Below are 21,014 nucleotides of genomic sequence, written 5' to 3'. Positions count from 1 at the left end.
TACGGGGCGGGGCCGGGGCTTCCGGGGACGTCGAAGGGACTCCCGCGTCACCCAACTGGCGGCGTTTATCAGTTGATTATCGGCGGCTGCCAGGATTCCATCACTGCACGAGCTGCCCGTCCGGCGGTGTACGGGGGTCGCTGCCGGGCGGGCGTCACGTCAGTAGTCCCCAAGCAGGACACACACAGGAGAGCACCATGAGCGCTGAGCAGCCGAAGACCCCGGTGACCGACGACGTCACCGCCGAGCCCGACCACTTCTACACCGACGGCGCGCCGGAGAAGTCCGCCGCCCCGACCGTCGGCGACGGCACGGGCACGGTCAAGCCGAACAACGTCCACGCCGAGGGCACCAAGGCCTGAGACCTTCCGTCCGGGCACGGCGGTGCCCGGAGGGGACGGGAGATCGGGGGATCTCCCAGGGGGGAAGCCCGAGGGCTGGGGAGCCCGAGGGACATCAGGGGGAACAGCAGGACCACGGGGAAAGCCACGGGGGGGAACGCCCGGGAGGGGGAAGCGTCCACGGTTCAGGGGACCGCGGATGCTACGCCCCGGGCGTAGGGGGCAGACCGGCCACAGCGCGGAGGGGACGCTGCGGCCGGTCTGCCCGTTTCTGCGTGCCGCGACCAGATACGCGGGACGGCGTGGGGCGGGTGAGGCCCAGGGGGTTGGCTGCGTCTCGCGTGGCGGTCGCGGCTCACGTGGCGCCCGCGCGCTGTGCGGCGTAACCTCGGGCGCGAGGGGGCTGAGCACGCGGAAGAAGCGGCGCCGCCGGATGCCCCGCAACATCTCCGGCTCGCTTCTCGCGCTCATCGGAGCGGTGCTCGCCGTCCGGAGCCCCTTCCGTATCCCGGTACGGCGAGCGCCTCGGGTCCCGGATCCGGGTGGACGGCCTCTTCAGCGGGGCCGGTGCCACAGCGGATGACGTGGCCCTGCTCGGCTCCCTCTTCCTCCCGACGGCCTTCGCGGCGCGGCTCGCGCTGCCGGGCGCCCGTGCGCGTTCCGGCTCACGGCAGGAGCGTCGGGGGCCGATCCGGAGCAGCCCCGGGGAGGATCCGGGGCCTTCAGGAGCGGCGGGCCGCCGCCCCCGTACCCTTCGCCGCGTCCAGCGCGTAGACGCAGCGGTCGCGCGAGCTGGCGTAGACGACACCGTCCGCGCTCACCGGGGAGCCGGTGATCTCGCCGCCGGTCTCCAGCCGCCAGCGCAGCTGGCCGCCCTGTGCGTCCACCGTGTAGAGGCAGTGGTCGGTGGAGCCGAAGTGCACCCGGCCGTCGGCCACCGCGGGCGAGCCGACGATGTCGCCCTGCGCGGCGAACCGCCACCGCGGGGTGCCGCCGGCCGCCTCCAGCGTGTAGAGCGCGCTGCCCGCGCCCAGGTGCACCGCGCCCGCGGCCACCACGACCGGCTCCACCGACTGCCGCGGCTCGGTGGCCACCCGCCAGCGCTGCCGCCCGTCCGCCGGGTCGAGCGCGTACACCGTGCCCAGGTGGTCGACGACGTAGACGCCCCCGCCCGACGCACCGGGGCCCGGTACGTACGCGGGCGGCGCGAGTATCACGGCCGGCGCGTCGACATGCCAGCGCTCGGCGCCGCTGCGGGCATCCAGGGCCAGCACCCGGGTGCCCGCGGTCAGGAAGACCGTCCCGTCGGCGACCACCGGCCGGGTCGGCACCGCACCGCCCTGGCCCGGCCGCTCGACGGGGCAGGACCACATCCCGGCGCCGGTCAGCGCGTCCACCGCGTGCAGCTGCCCGCCGCCCCGGTAGAGGACCGCCCGGCCGGAGACCACCGGGCCCGATTCGGGCGTCTCGGACTCCGTCTGCGCCCCGCCGCGCTCCCACCGCAGGATGCCGCGCGCGGCGTCCCACGCCTGGACCCCGCCGCCGCGCGTGCCCGTCACCAGCGTCCCGGCGTCGGCGCGCACCGTGTAGACCCAGCCGTCGACGGACGCGCGCCAGCGGTCGGAGCCGTCCTTCGCGTCCAGCGCGAAGAGGCTCGGGCCGTCCGAGGCGTGGATGCGCCCGCCTTCCACGGCCATCGTCCAGGCGACGTCCCTGGTCTTGAACTCCCGCCGTCCGGTGGCCACGTCCAGCGCGTGCACCTCGAACGACGTGACGTACAGCAGCCCCTCGGACACCACCGGGGTGCCCCACACGTCGTTCGACATGCGGAAGCGCCACGGGCGCCACTCCGCGGGCGCGGCCGCCGCGGTCTGCCCCTGGGGCGCGGGCACGGTCGCCGGGTCGCCCACCCGGTGGGCGCCGGCCCTGCGCCGCACCCACTCCGTACCGGGCGCGGCCCCGGTCGCCGCCTTGCGCCCGGCGGCGTCCGCGACGCGCATCCCGGGGCCGATCGGCGCCGACCCGGCGAGCTGCACCGGCTCGGCGGGGCGGTCCCGGCTGTGCCGCCCGTGGTGCTCCTCGGCCTGCGCGGGCACCGGTGGCGGCTGCGGCGGGCGCGGCGGCAGGCCGTGGTCGACCGGCACCTGCGGCCCGGAGACCTGGGCGGGGCGCGGGGGCTGCTGCGGCCGCCCGCCGTTCCCCGGGTGACCGCCGAGGCGGCGCTGTTCTATCAGCGCGACCGCGCCGGCCGGCAGCCACGCGGAGGCCGTGCCCGTGTTGTCGTCGTTGCCGGTCGAGAACAGGTGCGGGGCCAGCTGGGCCTGGAGGTCGGCCGGTGTCGGCCGCGCCTCGGCCTCCATCCGCATGCAGGACTCGATGAGCGGCCGCAGCTCGTCCGGCAGCCCGGTCAGGTCGGGGCCCTCGCGCAGCAGCATGAAGACGGTCTCGACCGGGTTGGCGCCGTGGAAGGGGGCGTGCCCGGTGGCGGCGAAGACGAGCGTGGAGCCGAGCGAGAAGATGTCGCTCGCGCCGCGCACGCTGCGGGAGTCGCGGGCCTGCTCGGGCGACATGTAGGCGGGGGTGCCGACGGCGACGTTGGTCATCGTCAGCCGGGTGTTGGACACCCCGGAGGCGATACCGAAGTCGATGACCCGCGGGCCGTCCTCGACCACCAGCACGTTGGACGGCTTCATGTCGCGGTGCACCAGGCCGGCGGCGTGGATCGACTGCAGGGCCTCGGCGATCCCGGCGGCGAGCCAGCGCACCGCCTGGGCGGGCATCGGCCCGGCCTCGTTGACGATCTCCTCCAGCGACGGCGCGGGCACGTACGCGGTGGCGAGCCACGGCACGGCCGCGCGCGGGTCGGCGTCGACCACGGCCGCGGTGTAGAAGCCGGAGACGGCCCGGGCGGCCTCGACCTCGCGTGTGAAGCGGACCCGGAAGAGCTGGTCCTCGGCCAGCTCGGCGCGTACGGTCTTGATCGCCACCCGGCGGCCGGAGGCCGAGCGGGCGAGATAGACCAGCCCCATGCCGCCGGCGCCGAGCCGTCCGAGCACCTCGAAAGGGCCGATCCGTCTCGGGTCGTGCTGCGTCAGCTGCTCCATCACTGCCCTTGCCACCTCCCCGTACCCGCGTTGTTGCGGCCGTGCTCCGCGTTCGTACGTCCTCGCCCTCCGCGGCCCGTTCCCCCGCGCCCACGCCAGGGTACGGACCTGATTCTTCCTGGGAAGGGCGTCCGTTGCGAACCCGGGGCCGCCACGACACGCTCGCGGAGCGAACTCGTTATCATCCCCCTCCCGGGGCGCCGCGTGCACCGCAACACACCGCGGCGCGCCCGGAGTCCGTCAACTCCCCGCTATGGAGCCGACCTTGCGCTCCCGGTCGATGACCGCGAAGGGGATCCCCCGGTCGTCCGTGACGAAGGCGACCCGGCCCTGGGGCGAATCCTGCGGCTCCCCCGGCACCGTGCCCCCGAGCCCTCGTACGGCCGCCACCGCCGCGTCGCAGTCCGCCACCGCGAAGTAGACCCGGAAGCCCTCGGGCACCTCGCCGGGCGTGTCCGCGCCGAGGGCCAGCCGACCGCCGAACTTCCGCGCCGGGTCGGACGGCAGCGACCACACCGTGTAGTCGAAGTGCTGCCCGTCGCCGACCTGCTCCGCCCGGTAGCCGAAGACAGCCTCGTAGAAGCGGTCGACGGCGGCCGGCTCGCGCGTCCACGTCTCGGCCCAGCAGAAGGAGCCGGGCGCCTCGGTGACGCCGAAGCCCTGGAGGCCGCCGGCCTGCCACACGCCGAAGAGGGCGCCCGCCGGATCCGCGGCGCCCGCCATCACCCCGGACTCCCCCGCGCTGTCGGGCCCGAAGAGGAGGTGCCCGCCGGCCTCCGCGACGCGGGCGGCGGCCGCCTTCGCGTCCGGCGAGGCGAGATACACCGTCCACCCGGTGGGCGCGGCCGGATCGGGCGCGGGCATCAGCCCGGCCGCGGCCTTCCCCTCCCGCAGGGCGAGCGTGTAATGGCCGAAATCCGCCCCCTGGTCCTCGAACTCCCAGCCGAACAGCTCCCCGTAGAAGCGCCTCCCGGCCGCGAGATCGGGCAGCGCGACATCGGCCCAGCAGGGCGCGCCCTCCTCGAATGCGGACATCGTCCCTTCCCCTTTCCTTCCGTTCCTGCCGTCCCGTCGGCATCCCCGCCCGACATCAGTGATCTTGCCCACACGAACGCGGCACAATTCGAACATATGGTCAATTCTTTCCGACTCGTCGGCCCAGTCACCTCAAACCGGTGCAAAAAGGTACGCCGGAAGCGTCTCCAGCAGCCCCGGGCGCGTTCCGCTTAGTCCGCCGAAACCGCCATTGACCTGCGTCTTCCGTACCACCAGACTCCCCCTCCCCATTTGCACGCCGCCAGATCGCGCGCGGACCACGCGCCGGTAAACTGACGGCATGACAGGACAAGTTCGCACCGTCGACGGACGTGTCGCGGGTCGCCGAGGGCAGGCGACGCGGCAGAAGCTGCTCGACTGCCTGAGCGAGATGCTCAGCACGTCGCCGTACCGGGACGTCAAGGTGATCGACGTCGCACGGATGGCCGGAACGTCACCGGCCACCTTCTACCAGTACTTCCCCGACGTCGAGGGCGCCGTCCTGGAGCTCGCCGACGAGATGGCGAAGGAAGGCGCGGGCCTGACCGACCTGGTCGCGGGCCGCTCGTGGGTCGGCAAGTCGGGCGCGCAGGCGGCCGACGAGCTGGTTGACGGCTTCCTGGCCTTCTGGCGGAAGAACGACGCGATCCTCAGGGTCATCGATCTCGGGGCGGCGGAAGGGGATAAACGTTTCTCCAAAATCCGCACCAAGGTCCTCAACTCGGTGACCGGCTCGCTCACCGACTCCATCAAGGAGCTCCAGGGCAAGGGCCGCGTCGACAAGGACGTGAGCGCGCCCGCCATCGCCGGCTCGCTGGTCACCATGCTCGCCGGGGTCGCCGCCCACCAGAAGGGCTTCACGGGCACGGGCGTCAAGCAGGCCGACCTCAAGCCGAACCTGGCGCTGCTGGTCCACCTCGGAGTGACCGGCAAGAAACCGCCCAAGTAGGCCGGGCGGATCCGGCGGGTCGCGGCATCGATGCGGCACCGCACGCTGCCGGCACTCGCGTCCGCCGCGCTGCTGTGCGTGGTGGCCCTGCTGTGGCCGGTGCGGCACGCCGCCGCCACGCCGGGGCGGCCGTGGACGGCGCAGGCCGCCGTGCGCTTCTGGACGCCCGAGCGGATGGCCGACTCGATGCCGGCGGCCGGCCGGGAGCGGCTGCCGCCCGCCGCCCGCGCCGCCGCGGGTCCCGCGGCGGGCGAAGCCGTGGACGCCGCCGTCTACTTCGCGGGGCTGCCGACCGTTGGCGTCCTCTTCTCGGTCGGCCACGACCTGACGGCGCACCGCTGCACGGCGAGCGTCGTGCACAGCCCCGGCCGCGACCTCATCCTCACCGCGGCGCACTGCCGGCCGGGCGCGGACATCGGCTTCGTCCCCGACTACCGCGCGGGCGCGGCCCGGCAGCCGTACGGGATCTGGGCGGTCGACGAGGTCTTCACCGACCCGCGCTGGAAGCCGGACGACGACGCGGCCTCCGACCACGACGTCGCCTTCGCCCGCGTACTGGCCGGGCCGCGGGGGCAGCGCATCGAGGACGTCACCGGCGCCGACCGGCTGGCCCGCACCCCCGGCTACCGCACCCGCGTCACCGTCGTCGGCTATCCGAGCCGCGCGGGCGACCCGCACGACCTGCCGGTGATCTGCACGACCCGCACCGAGCGCCTGGACCGGCGGCGGCAACTGCGCGTCGACTGCGACGGCTTCGCGGGCGGCACCTCCGGCGGCCCGTGGCTGCTGGGGTTCGACCCCCGCACCGGGACGGGCAGCGTGGTCGGCCTGATCGGCGGGCTGGACGGCGGCGGCCCCAACGACCGCATCTCCTACAGCCCCTTCTTCGGCGACGCCGTCCTCTCCCTCTACCGCAGGGCCGCCCGCTCCTGACGCGGCTGATACCGCCCCGCGGGGGCAGGCGCAAGGAGGCGACGGCCGGCGTGGCGGCACCGGTTACGCTCTCGTCGCACCCAGTAGGCCGCAGCAGCCCAGGAGTTCCGCATGTCCGCACCCACCCCATCCACCACGGCAGCGGGCCGGGCCGCGACGCCGGACGCCATCGTGATCGGGGCGGGGCCCGGCGGCCTGGCCGCTGCCGCCGCACTCCGCCGGCGCGGCGTCCGCCCGCTGGTCCTGGAGCGCTCCGAGCGGCTGGGCGCTTCCTGGCGCGGCCATTACGACCGGCTGCATCTGCACACCACCCGAAGACTCTCCGCCCTGCCGGGAATGGCGATACCCAGGGCGTACGGCCGCTGGGTGGGCCGCGACGACGTCGTGCGCTACCTGGAGCGGTACGCCGAGCACCACGCGCTCGACATCGCGACCGGCATCACCGTGGACCGCGTCGAGCGCGGTGCCAAGGGCTGGGACCTGCCGGCCACCGGCGGCCGGGTGCTGGGCTCGCCGGTGGTCGTGGTGGCCACCGGCCACAACCACACGCCGTACGTGCCCGAGTGGCCCGGCCGCGACGGCTTCCCCGGCGAGCTGGTGCACGCCTCCCGCTACCGCAACGCCGGGCCGTACGAGGGCCGGGACGTGCTGGTCGTCGGGATCGGCAACACCGGCGCCGAGATCGCGGTCGACCTCGTCGAGGGCGGCGCCGCCCGGGTCCGGCTCGCGGTGCGCACCCCGCCGCACATCATGCGCCGCTCGACCGCGGGCTGGCCGGCCCAGGCGAGCGGGATCCTGGTACGGCGGCTCCCGCCGCGGCTGGTGGACAAGGTGGCCCCGCGCGTGGAGCGGATGAGCGTGCCCGACCTGTCGCGGTACGGCCTGCCGCGCCCCGCGGAGGGGCTCTACGCGCGGGTGCTGGACGGTGCGATCCCGGTGCAGGACGTCGGGCTGATCGACGCGGTGCGGGCGGGGCGGGTCGAGATCGTGGCCGCGGTCGAGCGGTTCGAGGACAGCGAGGTGCTGCTCGCGGACGGTACGCGCGTCGCGCCGGACGCGGTGGTCGCGGCGACCGGCTACCGGCGCGGGCTGGAACCGCTGGTCGGGCACCTCGGCGTGCTGGACGGGCGGGGGCGGCCGCTGGTGCACGGGGCGCGGCAGCCGGAGGGCGCGCCGGGGCTGTTCTTCACGGGCTTCACCAACCCCATCAGCGGGATGTTCCGCGAGATGGCGATCGACGCCCGCAAGATCGCCCGCGCGGCGGCCCGGCTGCTGGTGTCGCTGCCCGGCTGACCTGCGGTCCCGCAGGAGCTGACCTGCGGTCCCGTAGAAGCTGACCTGCGACCTCGCAGAATTCGTTCACCCGTTCGAGTGGTCGGCGGCGGATCGGGAACGGACCGCGCACGGCGGTCCGTTCACACACCGACAGCCACCGCGGCCGGAGCGGCCACCGGAGCGCGGCGGACCACCAGCGACATCAGCGCGGCAAGCGCGCACAGCGCACCGGAGGTGTACCAGACGGGGTCGTACGTACCGAACGCATCGCGGGCCACACCGCCGAGATAGGCGACCAGCGCGGCGCCGACCTGATGGGCTGCCAGCACCCATCCGAAGACGATCGCGCTGTCCTCGCCGAAGTGCTCGCGGCACAGGGTGATCGTCGGCGGGACGGTGGCCACCCAGTCCAGACCGTAGAAGACGATGAACAGCACCATCGGCGGATGGACGCTGTCGGCGAGCAGCATGGGGAGGAACATGAGGGAGATCCCGCGCAGGCCGTAGTAGACGGCCAGCAGCCGGCGCGGCGACAGGCGGTCGGTGAACCATCCGGAGGCCACCGTACCGACGATGTCGAAGGCGCCGACCACGGCGAGCAGTGACGCCGCCGCGGTCACGGGCATGCCGTGGTCGTGCGCGGCCGGCACGAAGTGCGTCTTGACCAGCCCGTTGGTGGACGCCCCGCAGATCGCGAACGCGCCCGCGAGCAGCCAGAAGGTTCCGGTGCCCGAGGCCTGGCGCAGTGCGCGCAGCGCACGGCCGGCGGCACCGGTGACCGGCGGCGGCTTGGGGACGAAGTCCGCGGCGCCGTACGGGGCGAGGCCGACGTCGGCGGGGTGGTCGCGCAGCAGCAGCCAGACGAAGGGGACCACGGCGACCGCGGCGCAGGCGACCGCCGTGGCGGCCGGCCGCCAGCCGTGGTTCTCGGTGATCCAGGACAGCAGCGGCAGGAAGACCAGCTGCCCCGCCGCCCCCGCCGCGGTGAGGATGCCGGTGACCAGGCCGCGGCGGGCGACGAACCACCGGTTGGTCACGGTGGCGGCGAAGGCCAGCGCCATCGACCCGCTGCCGAGGCCAACCAGGACGCCCCAGCACATGATGAGCTGCCACACCTGCGTCATGGAGACCGTCAGCGCCGCGCCGAGCGCGATGGTCAGCAGGGCGCAGACGACCACCTTGCGGATGCCGAAGCGGTCCATGAGCGCGGCGGCGAAGGGGGCGGTCAGTCCGTAGAGCGCGAGGTTGACCGAGACGGCCAGCCCGATCATCCCGCGCGACCAGCCGAATTCGGAGTGCAGCGGGTCGATCAGCAGACCCGGGAGGGAGGCGAACGCGGCAGCGCCGATGAGGGTGAGGAAGGTGGTGGCGGCGACGGCCCAGGCGCGGTGCGGACGCGGTCGGCGGCCGGGAGCGGCGCCGCCGCCGGTGGCGGGCGCGGGTGCGGTTTCGGAGGTTGTCTGCGTCACCGGGCCAGTCTCCGGTGGCCCGCACCGGGCAGCGAGTGGCCCGATGGCCATGATGTGCAAGGATCGGGCCATGAGCCGAACCGAGGACCGAACCGGCAGCACGTGCAGCGGCACCGGCGTCTTCCGCCACCCCGGGCGCCACCGGGTCGCGGTGTTCGCCCTGGACGGCGTGATCCCGTTCGAACTGGGCATCCCGCACCGGATCTTCGGCGCCGCCCGCAGCGAGGACGGCGTGCCGTACTACGAGACGGTGACGTGCGGCCTCGCGCCGGGGCCGGTGCGGACGGACGCCGACTTCCCCGTCGTGGTGCAGCACGGCCTGGAGGCGCTGGCGCAGGCCGACACGGTGGTGGTGCCCGCGTCGCACGAGGTGGGCCCGGCCTACGAGGGCGGGGTGCTGAGCGCCCCGCTGGCCGGGGCCGTCGCGGCGATACGGCCGGGGGCGCGGGTGGTGTCGATCTGCACCGGCTCCTACCTGCTGGCGGCCGCGGGGCTGCTGGACGGGCGGCGGGCGACGACGCACTGGATGCACGCCGACCACTTCCAGCAGCTCTACCCGCGGGTCACGGTGGATCCCGACGTGCTCTACGTGGACGACGGGGACGTGCTGACGTCGGCCGGTGTGGCCTCGGGCATCGACCTGTGCCTGCACATCGTGCGCCGCGACTGCGGCACGGCGGTGGCCAACAGCGTCGCGCGCCGCACCGTGGTGCCGCCGCACCGCGAGGGCGGGCAGGCGCAGTTCATCCGCCGACCGCTGCCCGAGCCGCAGCTCGCCAGCACCGAGCGGGCCCGGTCGTGGGCCCTGGACCGGCTCGACCAGCCGCTCACGCTGCGGCAGTTGGCCGAGCGGGAGTCGATGAGCGTGCGCACCTTCACCCGGCGCTTCCGGGAGGAGGTGGGCATGAGCGCGGGCCGCTGGCTGACCCAGCAGCGGGTCGAACTGGCCCGGCAGCTCCTGGAGTCGACCGACCTGAGCGTGGACCGGATCGCCGGGAAGGCAGGCTTCGGCACCGCGGCCTCGATGCGGCAGCACCTCCAGCTGTCGCTGGGCGTGTCGCCGACCGCGTACCGCCGGACCTTCCAGCCGGCCGGGCCGCCGCGCTGACCCGGCCGGGGCGGAGGTCCCGGACGGGAGCCGGGTCCGCGGGGATCAGGTCCGCAGGGGTCAGGTCAGGGCGGCCGCGTGCAGGATGCGCTCGCCGGGGCCGGGCCGGGCGGGGCAGCCGGGACCGGCGCCGCGGTCGACCTCGCACCAGATCTGCTTGCCCGCGCCCTCCGGCTGCCAGCCCCACCGGTCGGCGAGCCCGTCGACGAGTTCCAGGCCGCGGCCGCCGGTGTCGTCCTTGCGGGCGTGCCGCGGGGCGGGCGGCGCGTCGCTGGAGTCCGCGACCTCGACGCGTACCGGGGCGGCGGGCGCGGAGGAGAAGAGCATCCGCAGCACCGCGGGGCAGCCGGTGTGCACGACGGCGTTGGTGACCAGTTCCGAGATGAGCAGGATCAGCGTCTCGGCCACCGGCTCGTCGGCGCCTATCCCCGACCTGACCAGCCGCGACCTCGCCCAGCGGCGCGCCCGCCCCACTTCCGCGGGGTCGACGCCCAGCTCCAGTTGCACCTGCAGCATCTGCACGTTCACACCATCCGAACCGGCGGACACCGGACCTCATGCCTCCACGGAATCACCGTGCGTGATTCCGGCTCCCCACAGCATGATTGACCGTCAGTCACCCCAACAAGCGCTTCCGTCATATTCCAGCGCAACGGAGCACGCGTGCTGCATACTGTGCCCCGCGTCGCACCGGTCGACCGACCAGGGCTCACCACCACCCGGCAGAACCGGGCGGCAGTCCGGGACCAGGGACGTACGCGCACCCGATGGAGCGTACCCGAGGCAGCAGCCGACTCCACGGCGTGACAAGTCACGCATCGGACACAACTCCGAGCGGACGCTCCGTAATCGGACGTCACGGGCGGTCGGCAGGGTGGTCAGGCGCTCAGCGGCTGGGCGGAGTCGTCGGTCGCGGCGGCCAGATCGGGGTAGACCTCGAACAGCCGGCGCACGCCGAGCGCCGCCAGCACCCGGTTGACGTGCGCGCCCTCGTCCGCCGCCGGGCCGCCCGCGGGCAGCACGATGCGCAGCCGCCCGGCGCAGGACCGCATCAGCCGCCGGGCGCCGATCAGCACGCCCACGCCGCTGGAGTCGCAGAAGCGCACCGCGGTCAGGTCGAGCACCACGTTGCGCCGCCCGTCCGCGACCGCGTCGTGCACCTGCTGGCGTACCGCCGGGGAAGAGACCAGGTCCATCTCGCCCGTGACCGTCACCACCGCCCAGCCGTCTCGTTCGGCCCGGGTCACCAGCACAAGAGCGCACCTCGCCTCGCGGTCGGCGCCGCGGCCGGCCTCGCCGCCGGACTCACCGCCGGTGCCGGCGTCGGTATCAGCTTCGTCATCACAAGGACCCTATGCCCGTTCACAGCCGCAACCCTGCAATCTTCCGGTCACACCCGCATAACAGACCGACAGAAGCGATCACATGAAGGGCCAGGTTGGTGCAAAGGGACGCATGCCGCGGCACCCGACGGGTACGGTCGGGAAGAGCGGCCACCCGGCCGGCACGGTGGCTGCGGCACAAGGGCGAGGCGGAGGAGGGCGGCAGATGGCGACACCCGCACCGCCTCGCTGGGACCGCAAGATGCAGCAGCGGCTGGCGCGCGGCGAGGAGGCGGCGCTGGGCGAGCTCTACGACCGCTACGCCTCCATGGTGCACAACCTCGCCTACCGGGTGCTCGACGACGACGACGCGGCCGACCAGATCACCCGTGAGGTCTTCGGCTACGTCTGGGAGAATCCGGACGACTACGACCCCAAGCACGGCTCGCTGCGCTCCTGGCTCGCCGCCCTCACCCAGCGCCAGTCCGTGCACCGGCTGCGGCAGTACGCCAGCCGCGGCCACTCCACCTCCGACGAGGTCGAGGCGCGGGTCCGCGAGGCCAACACCGCCGCCCGCGCCGACTTCATCGTGACGTCGATGCCCGCCCCGCTGCGCGACGCGCTCGAACTCGCCTACCGCGAGCGGCTGGACTACCGCGACGCCGCCACGGGCCTCGGGGTGAGCGCCGACGAGTCGCGCCGCCGGCTGCGGCTGGGCCTCCAGCTGCTGTCCACGGCCATGGAGCCCGGCGACGTCCGGCAGGCCCGCCTCCCCGGCGCGGCCGCGCCGGACCACCGGGGGCAGCCGTGAGCGGCGCGGCCTACAGCAACGGCGGCGGCCCGCACGGCGGCGACGGCGGCGAGGACCTGCCCCGCGTGCCGCAGCAGCGGGACCAGCCGGGCGCCCCGCGCCCGCTGCCGCCCGGCCCCTACGACGCGTACGGCCCCGCGCCGGCGCCCGAGCCCGACCAGGAGGCCCGGCTGCCGCTCTACGACCACGGCACCCTCAAGTCGCTGCTCGGCGCCTGGGCGCTGGCCGCGTGCTCGCGCGACGAGGCGCTCGCGGTCGAGGTGCACCTCACCGACTGCGCGGCCTGCGCGGAGGAGGCCCTGCGGCTGCGGGACGCGGTCGGCCTGCTGCACCACGAGGAGCCCCTCGACCTCGACCCGCTGCTGCGGGCCAGGGTGCTGGAGGGCTGCCTGGGCCGCCGCCCGGCCCGTATCCCGGTGCCCGAGTGGGCAGGCCCCTACGACGCCGAGGCGGCCCGGCTGGACGCGCTGCTGCGCGACCTGGGCGAGTCGTCCTGGCAGGAGCCGGTCTCCTTGCGCTGGTACGACAACGGGCGGCCCGTGACGCGCGAGGCCTCCGTCGGCGAGGTCATCGCCCATCTGACGTCGGTGGACGGCCTCGTCGCCGTCGCCCTCGACCTGTCCGACGCGCGCCTGCCGGACGGCACGGGCGCCGCCGACAGCGGGAATTCCGACGGCACCGGGAGCGAGGAGGACGGCGCGGAGGACGGCGCGGTCGCGGAGCCGCCACTCGACGCGGTCGGGCGGACCGAGGCGCTGTGGGCGGCGCAGCGGGCCGCGGCCGCCGACAGCCCGGGCGCGCACGCCGCGCGGTCCGCCGAGCTGCGCGACACCTGGCGCGGGCAGAGCCACGCCCTGCTGCGCAGGGTGTCCTTCGCGGGCGCCGGGGCCGCCGGGATCGCCGTCGACTTCGGGTCCGTCACGATGCCCCTGCAGGACGCCTTCGTGGACCGGGCCTTCGAGTGCTGGATCCACGCGACGGACATCGCCGAGGCGGTGGCCTATCCCTACGACCCTCCCGCGCCGCGCAACCTGAACCGGATGATCGACCTGGCCGCGCGGATGCTGCCGGGCGCGCTGGCCGCCAGGCGGCGGCAGGGGCTCGCGGCCTCGCAGGCCCGGCTGGCCGACGCGGGCGCGCCGGGCCGCTCGCTGCTGCTCCAGATCGACGGCGCGGGCGGCGGCCGGTGGTGCCTGCCGCTGGATTCGCCGGGCGCGGTCGCCTCGCAGGACCACGCGGTGGCCGAGGTGGCCATGGACGCCGTCGAGTTCTGCCAGCTCGCGGCGGGCCATCTGGACCCGGAGCGGATCGCGATCGGGCAGCACGGCGACCGCGAGGTCGTACGGGACGTGCTCTACGCGGCGGCGTCGCTCTCCCGGCTGTGAGGCGGACGCGGCGCCCCGGCCGCGGACGGCGAGCGGGCCCTCGGGCCCAGGCCCTCAGACGCCGGACGTCCGGCGTGGACGTCCGGCGTGGACGTCCGGCGTGGACGTCCGGCGTGGACGTCCGGCGTGGACGTCCGGTGACGAGCCTCAGGCGAAGACGACCGTGCGGCTGCCGTTGAGCAGCACCCGGCGCTCGCTGTGCCACTTCACCGCGCGGGCCAGCGCCTGGCACTCCACGTCCCGCCCCAGGGCGACCAGCTGCTCGGGGGTGACCGCGTGGCCCACCCGCTCGACCTCCTGCTCGATGATCGGGCCCTCGTCGAGGTCGGCCGTCACGTAGTGCGCGGTCGCACCGATCAGCTTCACGCCGCGGTCGTGGGCCTGGTGGTACGGCTTGGCGCCCTTGAAGCTCGGCAGGAACGAGTGGTGGATGTTGATGATCTTCCCCGACAGTTCCCGGCACAAACCGTCCGACAGCACCTGCATGTAGCGGGCGAGCACGACCAGCTCCACGCCCTCGGCACGCACCAGTTCCAGCACCCGCGCCTCGGCCTCCGCCTTGGTCTCGCGGGTGACCGGGATGTGGTGGAAGGGCACCCCGTAGGAGCCCGACAGCTCCCGGAAGTCCGTGTGGTTGGAGATCACGGCACTGATCTCCACCGGCAGCGCGCCGATGCTCGCGCGGAACAGCAGGTCGTTGAGGCAGTGCCCGAACTTGCTGACCATGAGCGCGACACGCATACGCTCCGCGGCCGGGTGGATCTGCCAGTCCATGTGGTAGGCGCCGGCGATCGCCGCGAAGCTGGCGCGCAGCTTCTCCAGGTCGACGGGCGGCTCGGCGGAGAAGCTGACGCGCATGAAGAACAGACCCGTTCCGCGGTCGCCGAACTGCTGGCTGTCCACGATGTTGCAGCCGGTCATGAACAGGTAGCTGGACACGGCGTGCACGATGCCCTGCTTGTCCGGGCAGGACAGGGTCAGGACGTACTGCGGGTCGGCGGGCTGCCGGGGCGGCTGTTCGGTCACCTGCTCAGCCTCGCACACCCGCCCCGCGGCGCGCCGCCATGTCCGTCACGCGGACCTGGTGTAGATGGCGAGGACTTCCAGCGAGCGCGGCGCGATGTCCGGATCCTCCCCGTCCGCCCGCGCCATGAGCGCATGGGCGTCGCGTGCCGCGCGGACCGCGTCGGGCCAGCCGTCGTGCTCCAGGTAGGCCGACACGGGCGCGTCCGCACCCACCTGGTGCAGGATCTTGAGCACCCGCAGCACCGCGACGTCGACCAGCGCCGCCTCCTGGGCGTCGCGGAATATGGTGCCGACGTACTTGTCGGCCGACCAGTTGTCGAGCCAGGTGTCCTCGACCAGCCGGTAGACGGCGTCGGTGACGTCCCCGTAGCCCGGCCGGCCGGCCTGCCACACCTCGCGCTGGAAGACCGGATCGCTGATCATGTGCAGCGCCGAGCGCACATTGCTGCGCCAGCGCCACCACGGCATGTCGTTGACAGGCATGCCTCCCATCGTGGAGGAGACACGGCCGCGGCGGGAAGACTTCTCGGAACCTTGCACGGCGGGCAATCGTACGCAGTCGAACTGCGCCACCTGTAATTCACCTGAAAGTGACCGCCCGTTTGCGTGCGATAACCCTGACGTTGGGCCCGGACCACCATCTTCCGTAACCATGACTGAAAGGCGCATACGCAGGGTTCGCCGTGCCGTCGTCCCGCTGCTGGCCACAAGTGCGCTGCTCAGTGGGTGCGGCGTGCTTCCCGGCAGCTCGGCGGGCTCGCGGGGGCCCGTCGTAGTGATGACATGGGCACCACAAGGGACAAAGGCCACGAACATGCCGGGCATGGTGGCCATGGCCGAGGCGTTCGAGAAGTACGTCAACGACAACGGCGGGCTGAACGGACGCAAGCTCAAGGTCCTCACGTGCAACGAGCGCAACGACGCCGTCGCCGTGTCGAACTGCGTGCAGCAGGCCGCGGACGCGCACGCGGTCGCCGTCGTCGGCTCCTACAGCGAGCAGGGCCGGACCTTCACCACGGCGCTCGCGTCGACCGACATCCCGTACATCGGCGGCTACGGCATCACGCAGGACGAGTACCTCAGCCCGCTGTCCTACCCGGTCAACGGCGGGCTGCCGGCGCTGCTCGCGGGCAGCGGTGAGCAACTCGCGGAGAAGTGCCGGAAGGTGGCGCTGGTGCGCCCCGACTCGATCACCGGCGACCAGTTCCCGATCTTCCTCGACCAGGGGCTGAAGTCCGCGGGGCACGCGCCTGCGCACGACCTGCTCGCCAAGGACGACGCCACCGAGTATTCCGGTGTCGCCGCACAGGCGGTGGGCGACGACAAGGCGAGCGGCTGCGTGTCCGCGGTGCTCGGCGACCACACCAGCACCTTCTTCGACTCGCTGCGCCGGCTCGGCGACGAGAAGCCCAAGGTGCGGCTCTCGTCGGTCATCGGCAGCGTGCAGCAGTCCCTGGTGAACGCCACCGGCGGCGCGAACAGCCCGCTGGAGGGCGCGCTCGTCACCGACTGGTATCCGCCGGCGTCCGACCCGAAGTGGGCGGAGATGAAGTCGGTCGTCGACAAATACGCCTTCTCCGACGACCGGATCGACGTCGCCGACCCGGGCGCGCAGACCACCTGGATCGCCTACACCGCCTTCACCGAGGTGGTCAGGGCGATGGACAAGAGCACCGCGGTGACCTCCAGGACCGTCCAGCGGGCCTTCGACGCCACCACCGGGCTGTCCACCGGCGGGCTCACCCCCGACCTCGGCTGGACGGAGAACGACCTGCTCAACCTGCCCGACCATGTCCGGCTGAACAACGCGAAGGTGACCTACCAGGTGATCACCAACGGCCGGCTGGTACCGCAGAAGGCCGGGTTCGTGGACGTCGCCCCGACCCTGCGGGCGGCGACCGCCTCCGGCTGACGCGGGCCGGCACGGCCGGCCCGCGCGGGTCAGAGCTGGCTGTACTGGCGCTTGGTGAGGCCGTACGTGGCGGCGATGGAATTCCACAGCTTCACGGCGGCCTTCTTCTGGGAGGTCGCCGTGCCGCTCTCCTTGTTGCCGGCCTGCGCCTCCCCGGTGGTGCGGGCGTGGCCGCCCTTGCAGACGTCGGCGTTGCCCGCCGCCTGGTCGGCCCATGCCGCGTAGTGGCCGTCGGCGGACGAGGACGCCTTCCATGCCTTGGTCAGCGCCGTGGTCAGCTCGTCGTGCTTGGGGAGCTTGTCGACGGAGAGGGCGCCGAGCTGGGTGACCAGGCCGTCGCGCTGGGTCGCGGCGGCCCGCAGGTCGGCGGCGGCGCCGGGGAGGTTCTTGCAGCCCCTGATCGACTCGACCGCGCTGACCACCGAGCTGCGGCTCGCACCGCTGGAGGCCAGCAGCGAGTCCAGCGCCTTGGCCTGCGCCTCGGCGGTGTCGGCGCCCGCGCCGGCCTTCTTGTCGCCGTCGGCCGTGCCGCTGGGGGCGCCCGCGGCGGTCGCGGACGGCCGGTCGGCGTCCGCCTTCGACTTGCCGCCACCGCCGCTCATCATGCCGCCGACGACGAGGCCGGCCACCACGCAGCCCGCCACGACGATGCCGATGAGCACCTTGGGCGAGATCCGGCGGCCGCCGTCGTCCCCGCCGTCGTCGTAGCCGTCATAGCCGTCGTAGCCCTGGTAACCGCCGTCGCCGTGGCCCTGCTGCCACTGCTGCCCCGGGTGGCCGCCCTGCGGGGAGCGGTCGCCCGGCGGCTGCAGGATGCGCGGGCGCATCGGCTCGGGGCCGGGGACGTCGCTGCGGAAGAGGTGGTCGTAGTCGCTGTCCGGCTGCACGGGCTGGTCGAAGGCGGCCGGGTCGGTGTACTGCTGCTGCCCGCCGTACGACTGCTGGTCCGGGTAGGGCGCCTGGCCGGGGTACGCGGCCTGGTCCGGGAACTGCTCAGGGGCCGCCGCGGGGCGGCCGTACTCGTCGTAGCCCTGCTGCTCCTGGAAGACCGCCAGCGGCTGGGTGGCCTCGGCCGGAGCGGGCTCGCCGGGACCGCCCGCCGGATAGGGCGGCAGCATCTGGGTGGCCTCCGCGGCCGGCACGGGCTGCTGCGGGGCGAGACCGGGGAACGGCCCCTGCGCGGGCGGCTGCGGCGCCAGACCCGGGAACGGGCCCTGCGCGGGCGGCTGCGGGGCCTGGCCGGCGAAGGGCGCGGGGGCCTGCGGCGGGGCCGCGGGTATGGGCGGCGGCGCGACGGCGGGGCCCGCACCCGGGTAGGGCGGCAGCATCTGGGTGGCGTCCGCGGCCTCCACGGGCTGCTGCGGGGGCTGCGGCTGCATGCCCGGGGCCCCTGCCGGGTCGCCCCACGGGGTGCCCGCAGCGGGCTGCACGTGCCCTCCGTAGGCCTGCTGCTGCCCGGTGGGCTGGACGGCGCCTGAGTACGGTTCGGGCGTTTCCTCGCCGCGTCCGCTGCTGTGCATCGCCGTTGACTCCCGCCTTCACCAAGTGTCGGACGAGCGCACACGCTACCCGGTGAACGCGCAAGGGGGCCACGGACCCGAACGCGTGAGCGCCCGGCGGCAGCGCGGGCCGGTGGTCCGCAGCGCCGCGAAGGCCCGCGGCGCCGGGATTTCCAGCACTTTGGGCGCGCCGGTGAAAACGGTGTCGGTACGGTAACGATTGGGTGTGCTCTTGCCCGTTCACCGTTTCACGCGGCTCCTGCGCGACGGGCCGGCGGACGGTGCGCACCGCCCGCCCCCGCCCTCACGCGGCCTCCTGAGCCTCCAGCCGGGCGCCGAACTCCCGTACCGACGGCTCCGCGGAGAAGGGGTCGAGGCGGCGGCGGAAGTCCTCCAGATATTCCGCGCCGCGGTCCGAACGCAGCCCGGACAGCAGGGCCACCGCCTGGGTGCCGGTGTGGCAGGCCTGCTCGATCTCGCGCTGCTGCACCTGCGCGTCGGCCAGCAGCAGCATGTCGATGGCGCGGCGCCTGGTGCGGCTGACCGGATGCGCGGCCAGCGCCTCCTCCGCGCGCCGGGCGGCGGGCGCGGCCTGGCCCAGGTCGCGGTGGCAGTGGGCCAGTTCGTCCGCGAGGTAGGCGTGGTCGAAGTGCGCGATCCACGCCGGGTCCTGGTCCGGCTGCGAGCGCTCCATGGCGCCGACCGCGAGGCCGGCGACGGTCGCGAAGGTCCGCGCGTCGCCGAGCAGCGCGTGGCCGCGCGCCTCGGCCGCGTAGAACATCGCCTCCGCGGTGTGCCCGACCTGGCCCCTGGCGCCTTCCTGTGCGGCGCGGGCGAGTTGGGCGATCTCCCGGGGATTGCCGAGGGCCGCGGCGAGGTGGCTCATGCTGGCGGCCAGGATGTAGCCGCCGTACCCGCGGTCGCCCGCGGCCTGCGCGAGCCGCAGCGCCTGGATGTAGTAGCGCTGCGCCAGGCCCGGCTGGCCGGTGTCCACCGCCATGTACCCGGCCAGTTCGGTCAACCGGGCCACCGCGGAGAACAGCTCGCGGCCCACCGACTCCCGGTAACTGCCCGCCAGCAGGCCGGACACCACGCTGTTGAGGTAGTGCACGACGACCGGCCGGACGTGGCCGCTGCCGAAGCGGTGGTCCAGGTCGGTGAGCGCCTGGGTGGTCGCGCGGACCGCCTCGACGTCCGAAGCGCCCACCCTTGCGCCGCCGTTGCGGGCCACGCCCTGGTCGGGGCGGGTGATCAGCCAGTCCCTGCTGGGCTCCACCAGTGCGGAGGCGGCGACCGTGGAGCCAGTCAGGAACTCCCGGCGGCCGACGTCGCTGCGCCACAGCTCGCAGACCTGCTCGATCGCGCCGAGCACGGTGGGCGAGAAGTGCAGGCCGATGCCCGTCGCCAGGTTCTTGCCGTCCGCCATGCCGATCTCCTCGATCGACACGGCACGGCCGAGCTTGCGGCCGAGCGACTCGGCGACGATGCCCGGCGCCCTGCCGCGCGGCTGCTGCCCGCGCAGCCAGCGCGCCACCGACGTCTTGTCGTAGCGCAGGTCGAGGCCGTGCTCGGCCCCGCACATGTTGACCCTGCGGGCGAGTCCGGCGTTGGAGCAGCCGGCCTCCTGGATGAGCGACTGGAGCCGCTCGTTGGGCTGGCGCGCCACAAGTGGTCGTGCGGCCATGGTTGTCCCCCTCGTCCTCGTCGACCCGTCCCGGTGACCGACGTCCGTTTACGGCTCCGCGGCGCGGTACGCCGCGGCCCGACTGCGGTGTGCCCGGCGGGCGTTCGCATCGCCCGGTGGTCCGGTCCCGCATGGCTGTGCGGCTCCGCTGGGCGATACTTTCCCAGTCCTTGACCGGGAAATGCCCCGCTTTGCGGGATTTCACCGGCAAGCGCCGATGCCTCTCCCACTGACTACCCGTCACCGGGCCCCGCTGCCCGCACGCGCCCCCGTTAGTGCATCCGTGCGCCTGCCATGACCCGGCACGCGACCGCCCGTAACCCCGGGCAGCGAGGGGCTGTTGTGCTCCGCGTGGACAAAAGCACCTCATCCCTGCCGCAGCGCGCCGGTGATCCGGCCGAGGCGGCTGTCCGCTACGTCGAGGAACGCCAGTGGGACGTCCTCCCCGGCGCCTGGCTGGAGACCGACTCCGCCGGTGCGGACCGCTGCTCCTGCAGCGCGGCCGACTGCCCGGCACCCGGCGCACACCCCATGCGCCCCGACTGGGTGACCCAGGCGAGCGGCGCGGTTCCGGCCGTGCGGCACATGTGGCAGAAGCAGCCTCGCGCGTCCGTGCTGCTGCCCACCGGGCGCTCCTTCGACGTCCTCGAAGTCTCGGAGAACGCCGGCTGTCTGGCGCTGGCCCGCAGCGAGCGGATAAACCTGCCGCTCGGGCCGGTGCTCGGCGCCCCGGGCCGCCGGATAATGTTCTTCGTCCTGCCGGGCAGCGGGGACAAGGTGCCGGACACGCTGCGCAGCTTCGGCTGCCGGCCCGCGTCGCTGGACCTCTCGGTCCTGGGGCGGGGCGGCTGGGTCGTCGCCCCGCCCACAAGAACCGTTCCTGCAGGCATGGTCATGTGGGCCCGGCGGCCCACTCCCGCCAACCGCTGGCTGCCGGACGCGACGGAGGCGCTCGGCGCGCTGGCCTACGCGTGCGCCCGCGAGGCGATGGAGGCCCTGGACGCCGGCGCGGGCGCCGGACGGCCGGGCGCGGGCCCGCCGGGCGCCGCGGGCGATCTCGCCCTGGCGTCCGCGCGGGGGCGCTGAACCGCCGCCTCCCCCGCCTCCGGACGTGCCGACGGACGCCGTCTCCCGCGATCGTCACCGAACGCGAGAGACGGT

Annotated in this window: 18 protein-coding genes; 9 read left to right on the top strand and 9 right to left on the bottom strand. The window is 74.1% G+C overall.

The features are described from left to right. The first annotated feature begins 197 nt into the window (after positions 1–197). Positions 198–362: a hypothetical protein gene (locus tag ACH4SL_RS03400; RefSeq protein WP_398441664.1), complete on the top strand. Its 165-nt coding sequence runs from the start codon at positions 198–200 to the stop codon at positions 360–362. Positions 363–1,063: 701 nt separating this feature from the next. Here ACH4SL_RS03400 and ACH4SL_RS03395 read toward each other — a convergent pair. Both ACH4SL_RS03395 and ACH4SL_RS03390 read right to left on the bottom strand, forming a co-directional pair. Continuing rightward, on the bottom strand, positions 1,064–3,445 hold the full coding sequence (locus ACH4SL_RS03395; RefSeq protein ID WP_398441662.1) for a PQQ-binding-like beta-propeller repeat protein: 2,382 nt from the start codon (positions 3,443–3,445) through the stop codon (positions 1,064–1,066). A 240-nt stretch (positions 3,446–3,685) separates the two neighbouring features. After that, on the bottom strand, positions 3,686–4,480 hold the full coding sequence (locus ACH4SL_RS03390) for a VOC family protein (protein ID WP_398441661.1): 795 nt from the start codon (positions 4,478–4,480) through the stop codon (positions 3,686–3,688). A 301-nt stretch (positions 4,481–4,781) separates the two neighbouring features. On the opposite strand from ACH4SL_RS03390, the gene ACH4SL_RS03385 reads away from it, so the two are divergent. The 3 genes from ACH4SL_RS03385 (at position 4,782) to ACH4SL_RS03375 (ending at position 7,655) form a co-directional block, all read left to right on the top strand. After that, positions 4,782–5,429: a TetR/AcrR family transcriptional regulator gene (locus tag ACH4SL_RS03385; protein WP_398441660.1), complete on the top strand. Its 648-nt coding sequence runs from the start codon at positions 4,782–4,784 to the stop codon at positions 5,427–5,429. A gap of 30 nt (positions 5,430–5,459) precedes the next feature. Further along, entirely contained in the window at positions 5,460–6,362 is a 903-nt protein-coding gene (locus ACH4SL_RS03380; RefSeq protein WP_398441659.1) for a trypsin-like serine peptidase, read from the top strand. A 111-nt stretch (positions 6,363–6,473) separates the two neighbouring features. After that, positions 6,474–7,655, top strand: a complete 1,182-nt coding sequence (locus ACH4SL_RS03375) for a flavin-containing monooxygenase (RefSeq protein ID WP_398441656.1) — start codon at positions 6,474–6,476, stop codon at positions 7,653–7,655. 122 nt (positions 7,656–7,777) lie between these two features. Here ACH4SL_RS03375 and ACH4SL_RS03370 read toward each other — a convergent pair whose 3' ends face one another. Beyond that, complete coding sequence (locus ACH4SL_RS03370) at positions 7,778–9,106, bottom strand: MFS transporter (RefSeq protein ID WP_398441654.1); 1,329 nt, start codon at positions 9,104–9,106, stop codon at positions 7,778–7,780. 70 nt (positions 9,107–9,176) lie between these two features. Between ACH4SL_RS03370 and ACH4SL_RS03365 the strand changes: the two genes are divergently transcribed. Further along, positions 9,177–10,214 carry a GlxA family transcriptional regulator gene (locus ACH4SL_RS03365; RefSeq protein WP_398441653.1) on the top strand — a complete coding sequence of 346 codons (1,038 nt, stop codon included), beginning with the start codon at positions 9,177–9,179 and terminating at the stop codon, positions 10,212–10,214. A 60-nt stretch (positions 10,215–10,274) separates the two neighbouring features. Here ACH4SL_RS03365 and ACH4SL_RS03360 read toward each other — a convergent pair whose 3' ends face one another. Both ACH4SL_RS03360 and ACH4SL_RS03355 read right to left on the bottom strand, forming a co-directional pair. Then, positions 10,275–10,736 carry an ATP-binding protein gene (locus tag ACH4SL_RS03360; protein ID WP_398441652.1) on the bottom strand — a complete coding sequence of 154 codons (462 nt, stop codon included), beginning with the start codon at positions 10,734–10,736 and terminating at the stop codon, positions 10,275–10,277. 356 nt (positions 10,737–11,092) lie between these two features. Next, complete coding sequence (locus ACH4SL_RS03355; protein WP_398441891.1) at positions 11,093–11,461, bottom strand: STAS domain-containing protein; 369 nt, start codon at positions 11,459–11,461, stop codon at positions 11,093–11,095. A gap of 301 nt (positions 11,462–11,762) precedes the next feature. On the opposite strand from ACH4SL_RS03355, the gene ACH4SL_RS03350 reads away from it, so the two are divergent. Both ACH4SL_RS03350 and ACH4SL_RS03345 read left to right on the top strand, forming a co-directional pair. Beyond that, the gene (locus ACH4SL_RS03350; RefSeq protein ID WP_398441651.1) at positions 11,763–12,347 is read left to right on the top strand and encodes a sigma-70 family RNA polymerase sigma factor; all 585 of its coding nucleotides are present in this window, start codon (positions 11,763–11,765) and stop codon (positions 12,345–12,347) included. Next, the gene (locus ACH4SL_RS03345; RefSeq protein WP_398441650.1) at positions 12,344–13,732 is read left to right on the top strand and encodes an MDMPI N domain containing protein; all 1,389 of its coding nucleotides are present in this window, start codon (positions 12,344–12,346) and stop codon (positions 13,730–13,732) included. The genes ACH4SL_RS03350 and ACH4SL_RS03345 overlap by 4 nt, the downstream gene beginning before the upstream one ends. 147 nt (positions 13,733–13,879) lie before the next feature. Here ACH4SL_RS03345 and purU read toward each other — a convergent pair whose 3' ends face one another. Together purU and ACH4SL_RS03335 are read right to left on the bottom strand one after the other, a co-directional pair. Beyond that, positions 13,880–14,758: a formyltetrahydrofolate deformylase gene (gene purU, locus ACH4SL_RS03340; protein ID WP_398441649.1), complete on the bottom strand. Its 879-nt coding sequence runs from the start codon at positions 14,756–14,758 to the stop codon at positions 13,880–13,882. A gap of 45 nt (positions 14,759–14,803) precedes the next feature. Next, on the bottom strand, positions 14,804–15,250 hold the full coding sequence (locus ACH4SL_RS03335; RefSeq protein ID WP_398441648.1) for a hypothetical protein: 447 nt from the start codon (positions 15,248–15,250) through the stop codon (positions 14,804–14,806). A 160-nt stretch (positions 15,251–15,410) separates the two neighbouring features. Between ACH4SL_RS03335 and ACH4SL_RS03330 the strand changes: the two genes are divergently transcribed. Continuing rightward, positions 15,411–16,670, top strand: coding sequence for an ABC transporter substrate-binding protein (locus tag ACH4SL_RS03330; protein WP_398441647.1), 1,260 nt, complete (start codon positions 15,411–15,413; stop codon positions 16,668–16,670). Between the two features lie 29 nt (positions 16,671–16,699). Here ACH4SL_RS03330 and ACH4SL_RS03325 read toward each other — a convergent pair whose 3' ends face one another. Beyond that, complete coding sequence (locus tag ACH4SL_RS03325) at positions 16,700–18,190, bottom strand: hypothetical protein (protein WP_398441646.1); 1,491 nt, start codon at positions 18,188–18,190, stop codon at positions 16,700–16,702. Between the two features lie 283 nt (positions 18,191–18,473). Beyond that, the gene (locus ACH4SL_RS03320; RefSeq protein ID WP_398441645.1) at positions 18,474–19,853 is read right to left on the bottom strand and encodes a transcriptional regulator; all 1,380 of its coding nucleotides are present in this window, start codon (positions 19,851–19,853) and stop codon (positions 18,474–18,476) included. A gap of 351 nt (positions 19,854–20,204) precedes the next feature. Here ACH4SL_RS03320 and ACH4SL_RS03315 point away from each other — a divergent pair, with 351 nt between their 5' ends. Then, entirely contained in the window at positions 20,205–20,939 is a 735-nt protein-coding gene (locus tag ACH4SL_RS03315; protein WP_398441644.1) for a bifunctional DNA primase/polymerase, read from the top strand. The last annotated feature ends 75 nt before the right edge of the window (positions 20,940–21,014 follow it).

The organism is Streptomyces sp. NPDC021020, from assembly GCF_044333285.1.
In the GTDB taxonomy this organism is placed as follows: Bacteria; Actinomycetota; Actinomycetes; order Streptomycetales; family Streptomycetaceae; genus Actinacidiphila.
The sequence above is the reverse complement of the archived record's forward strand: the minus strand, read 5'-3'. Positions and strand labels throughout refer to the sequence as shown.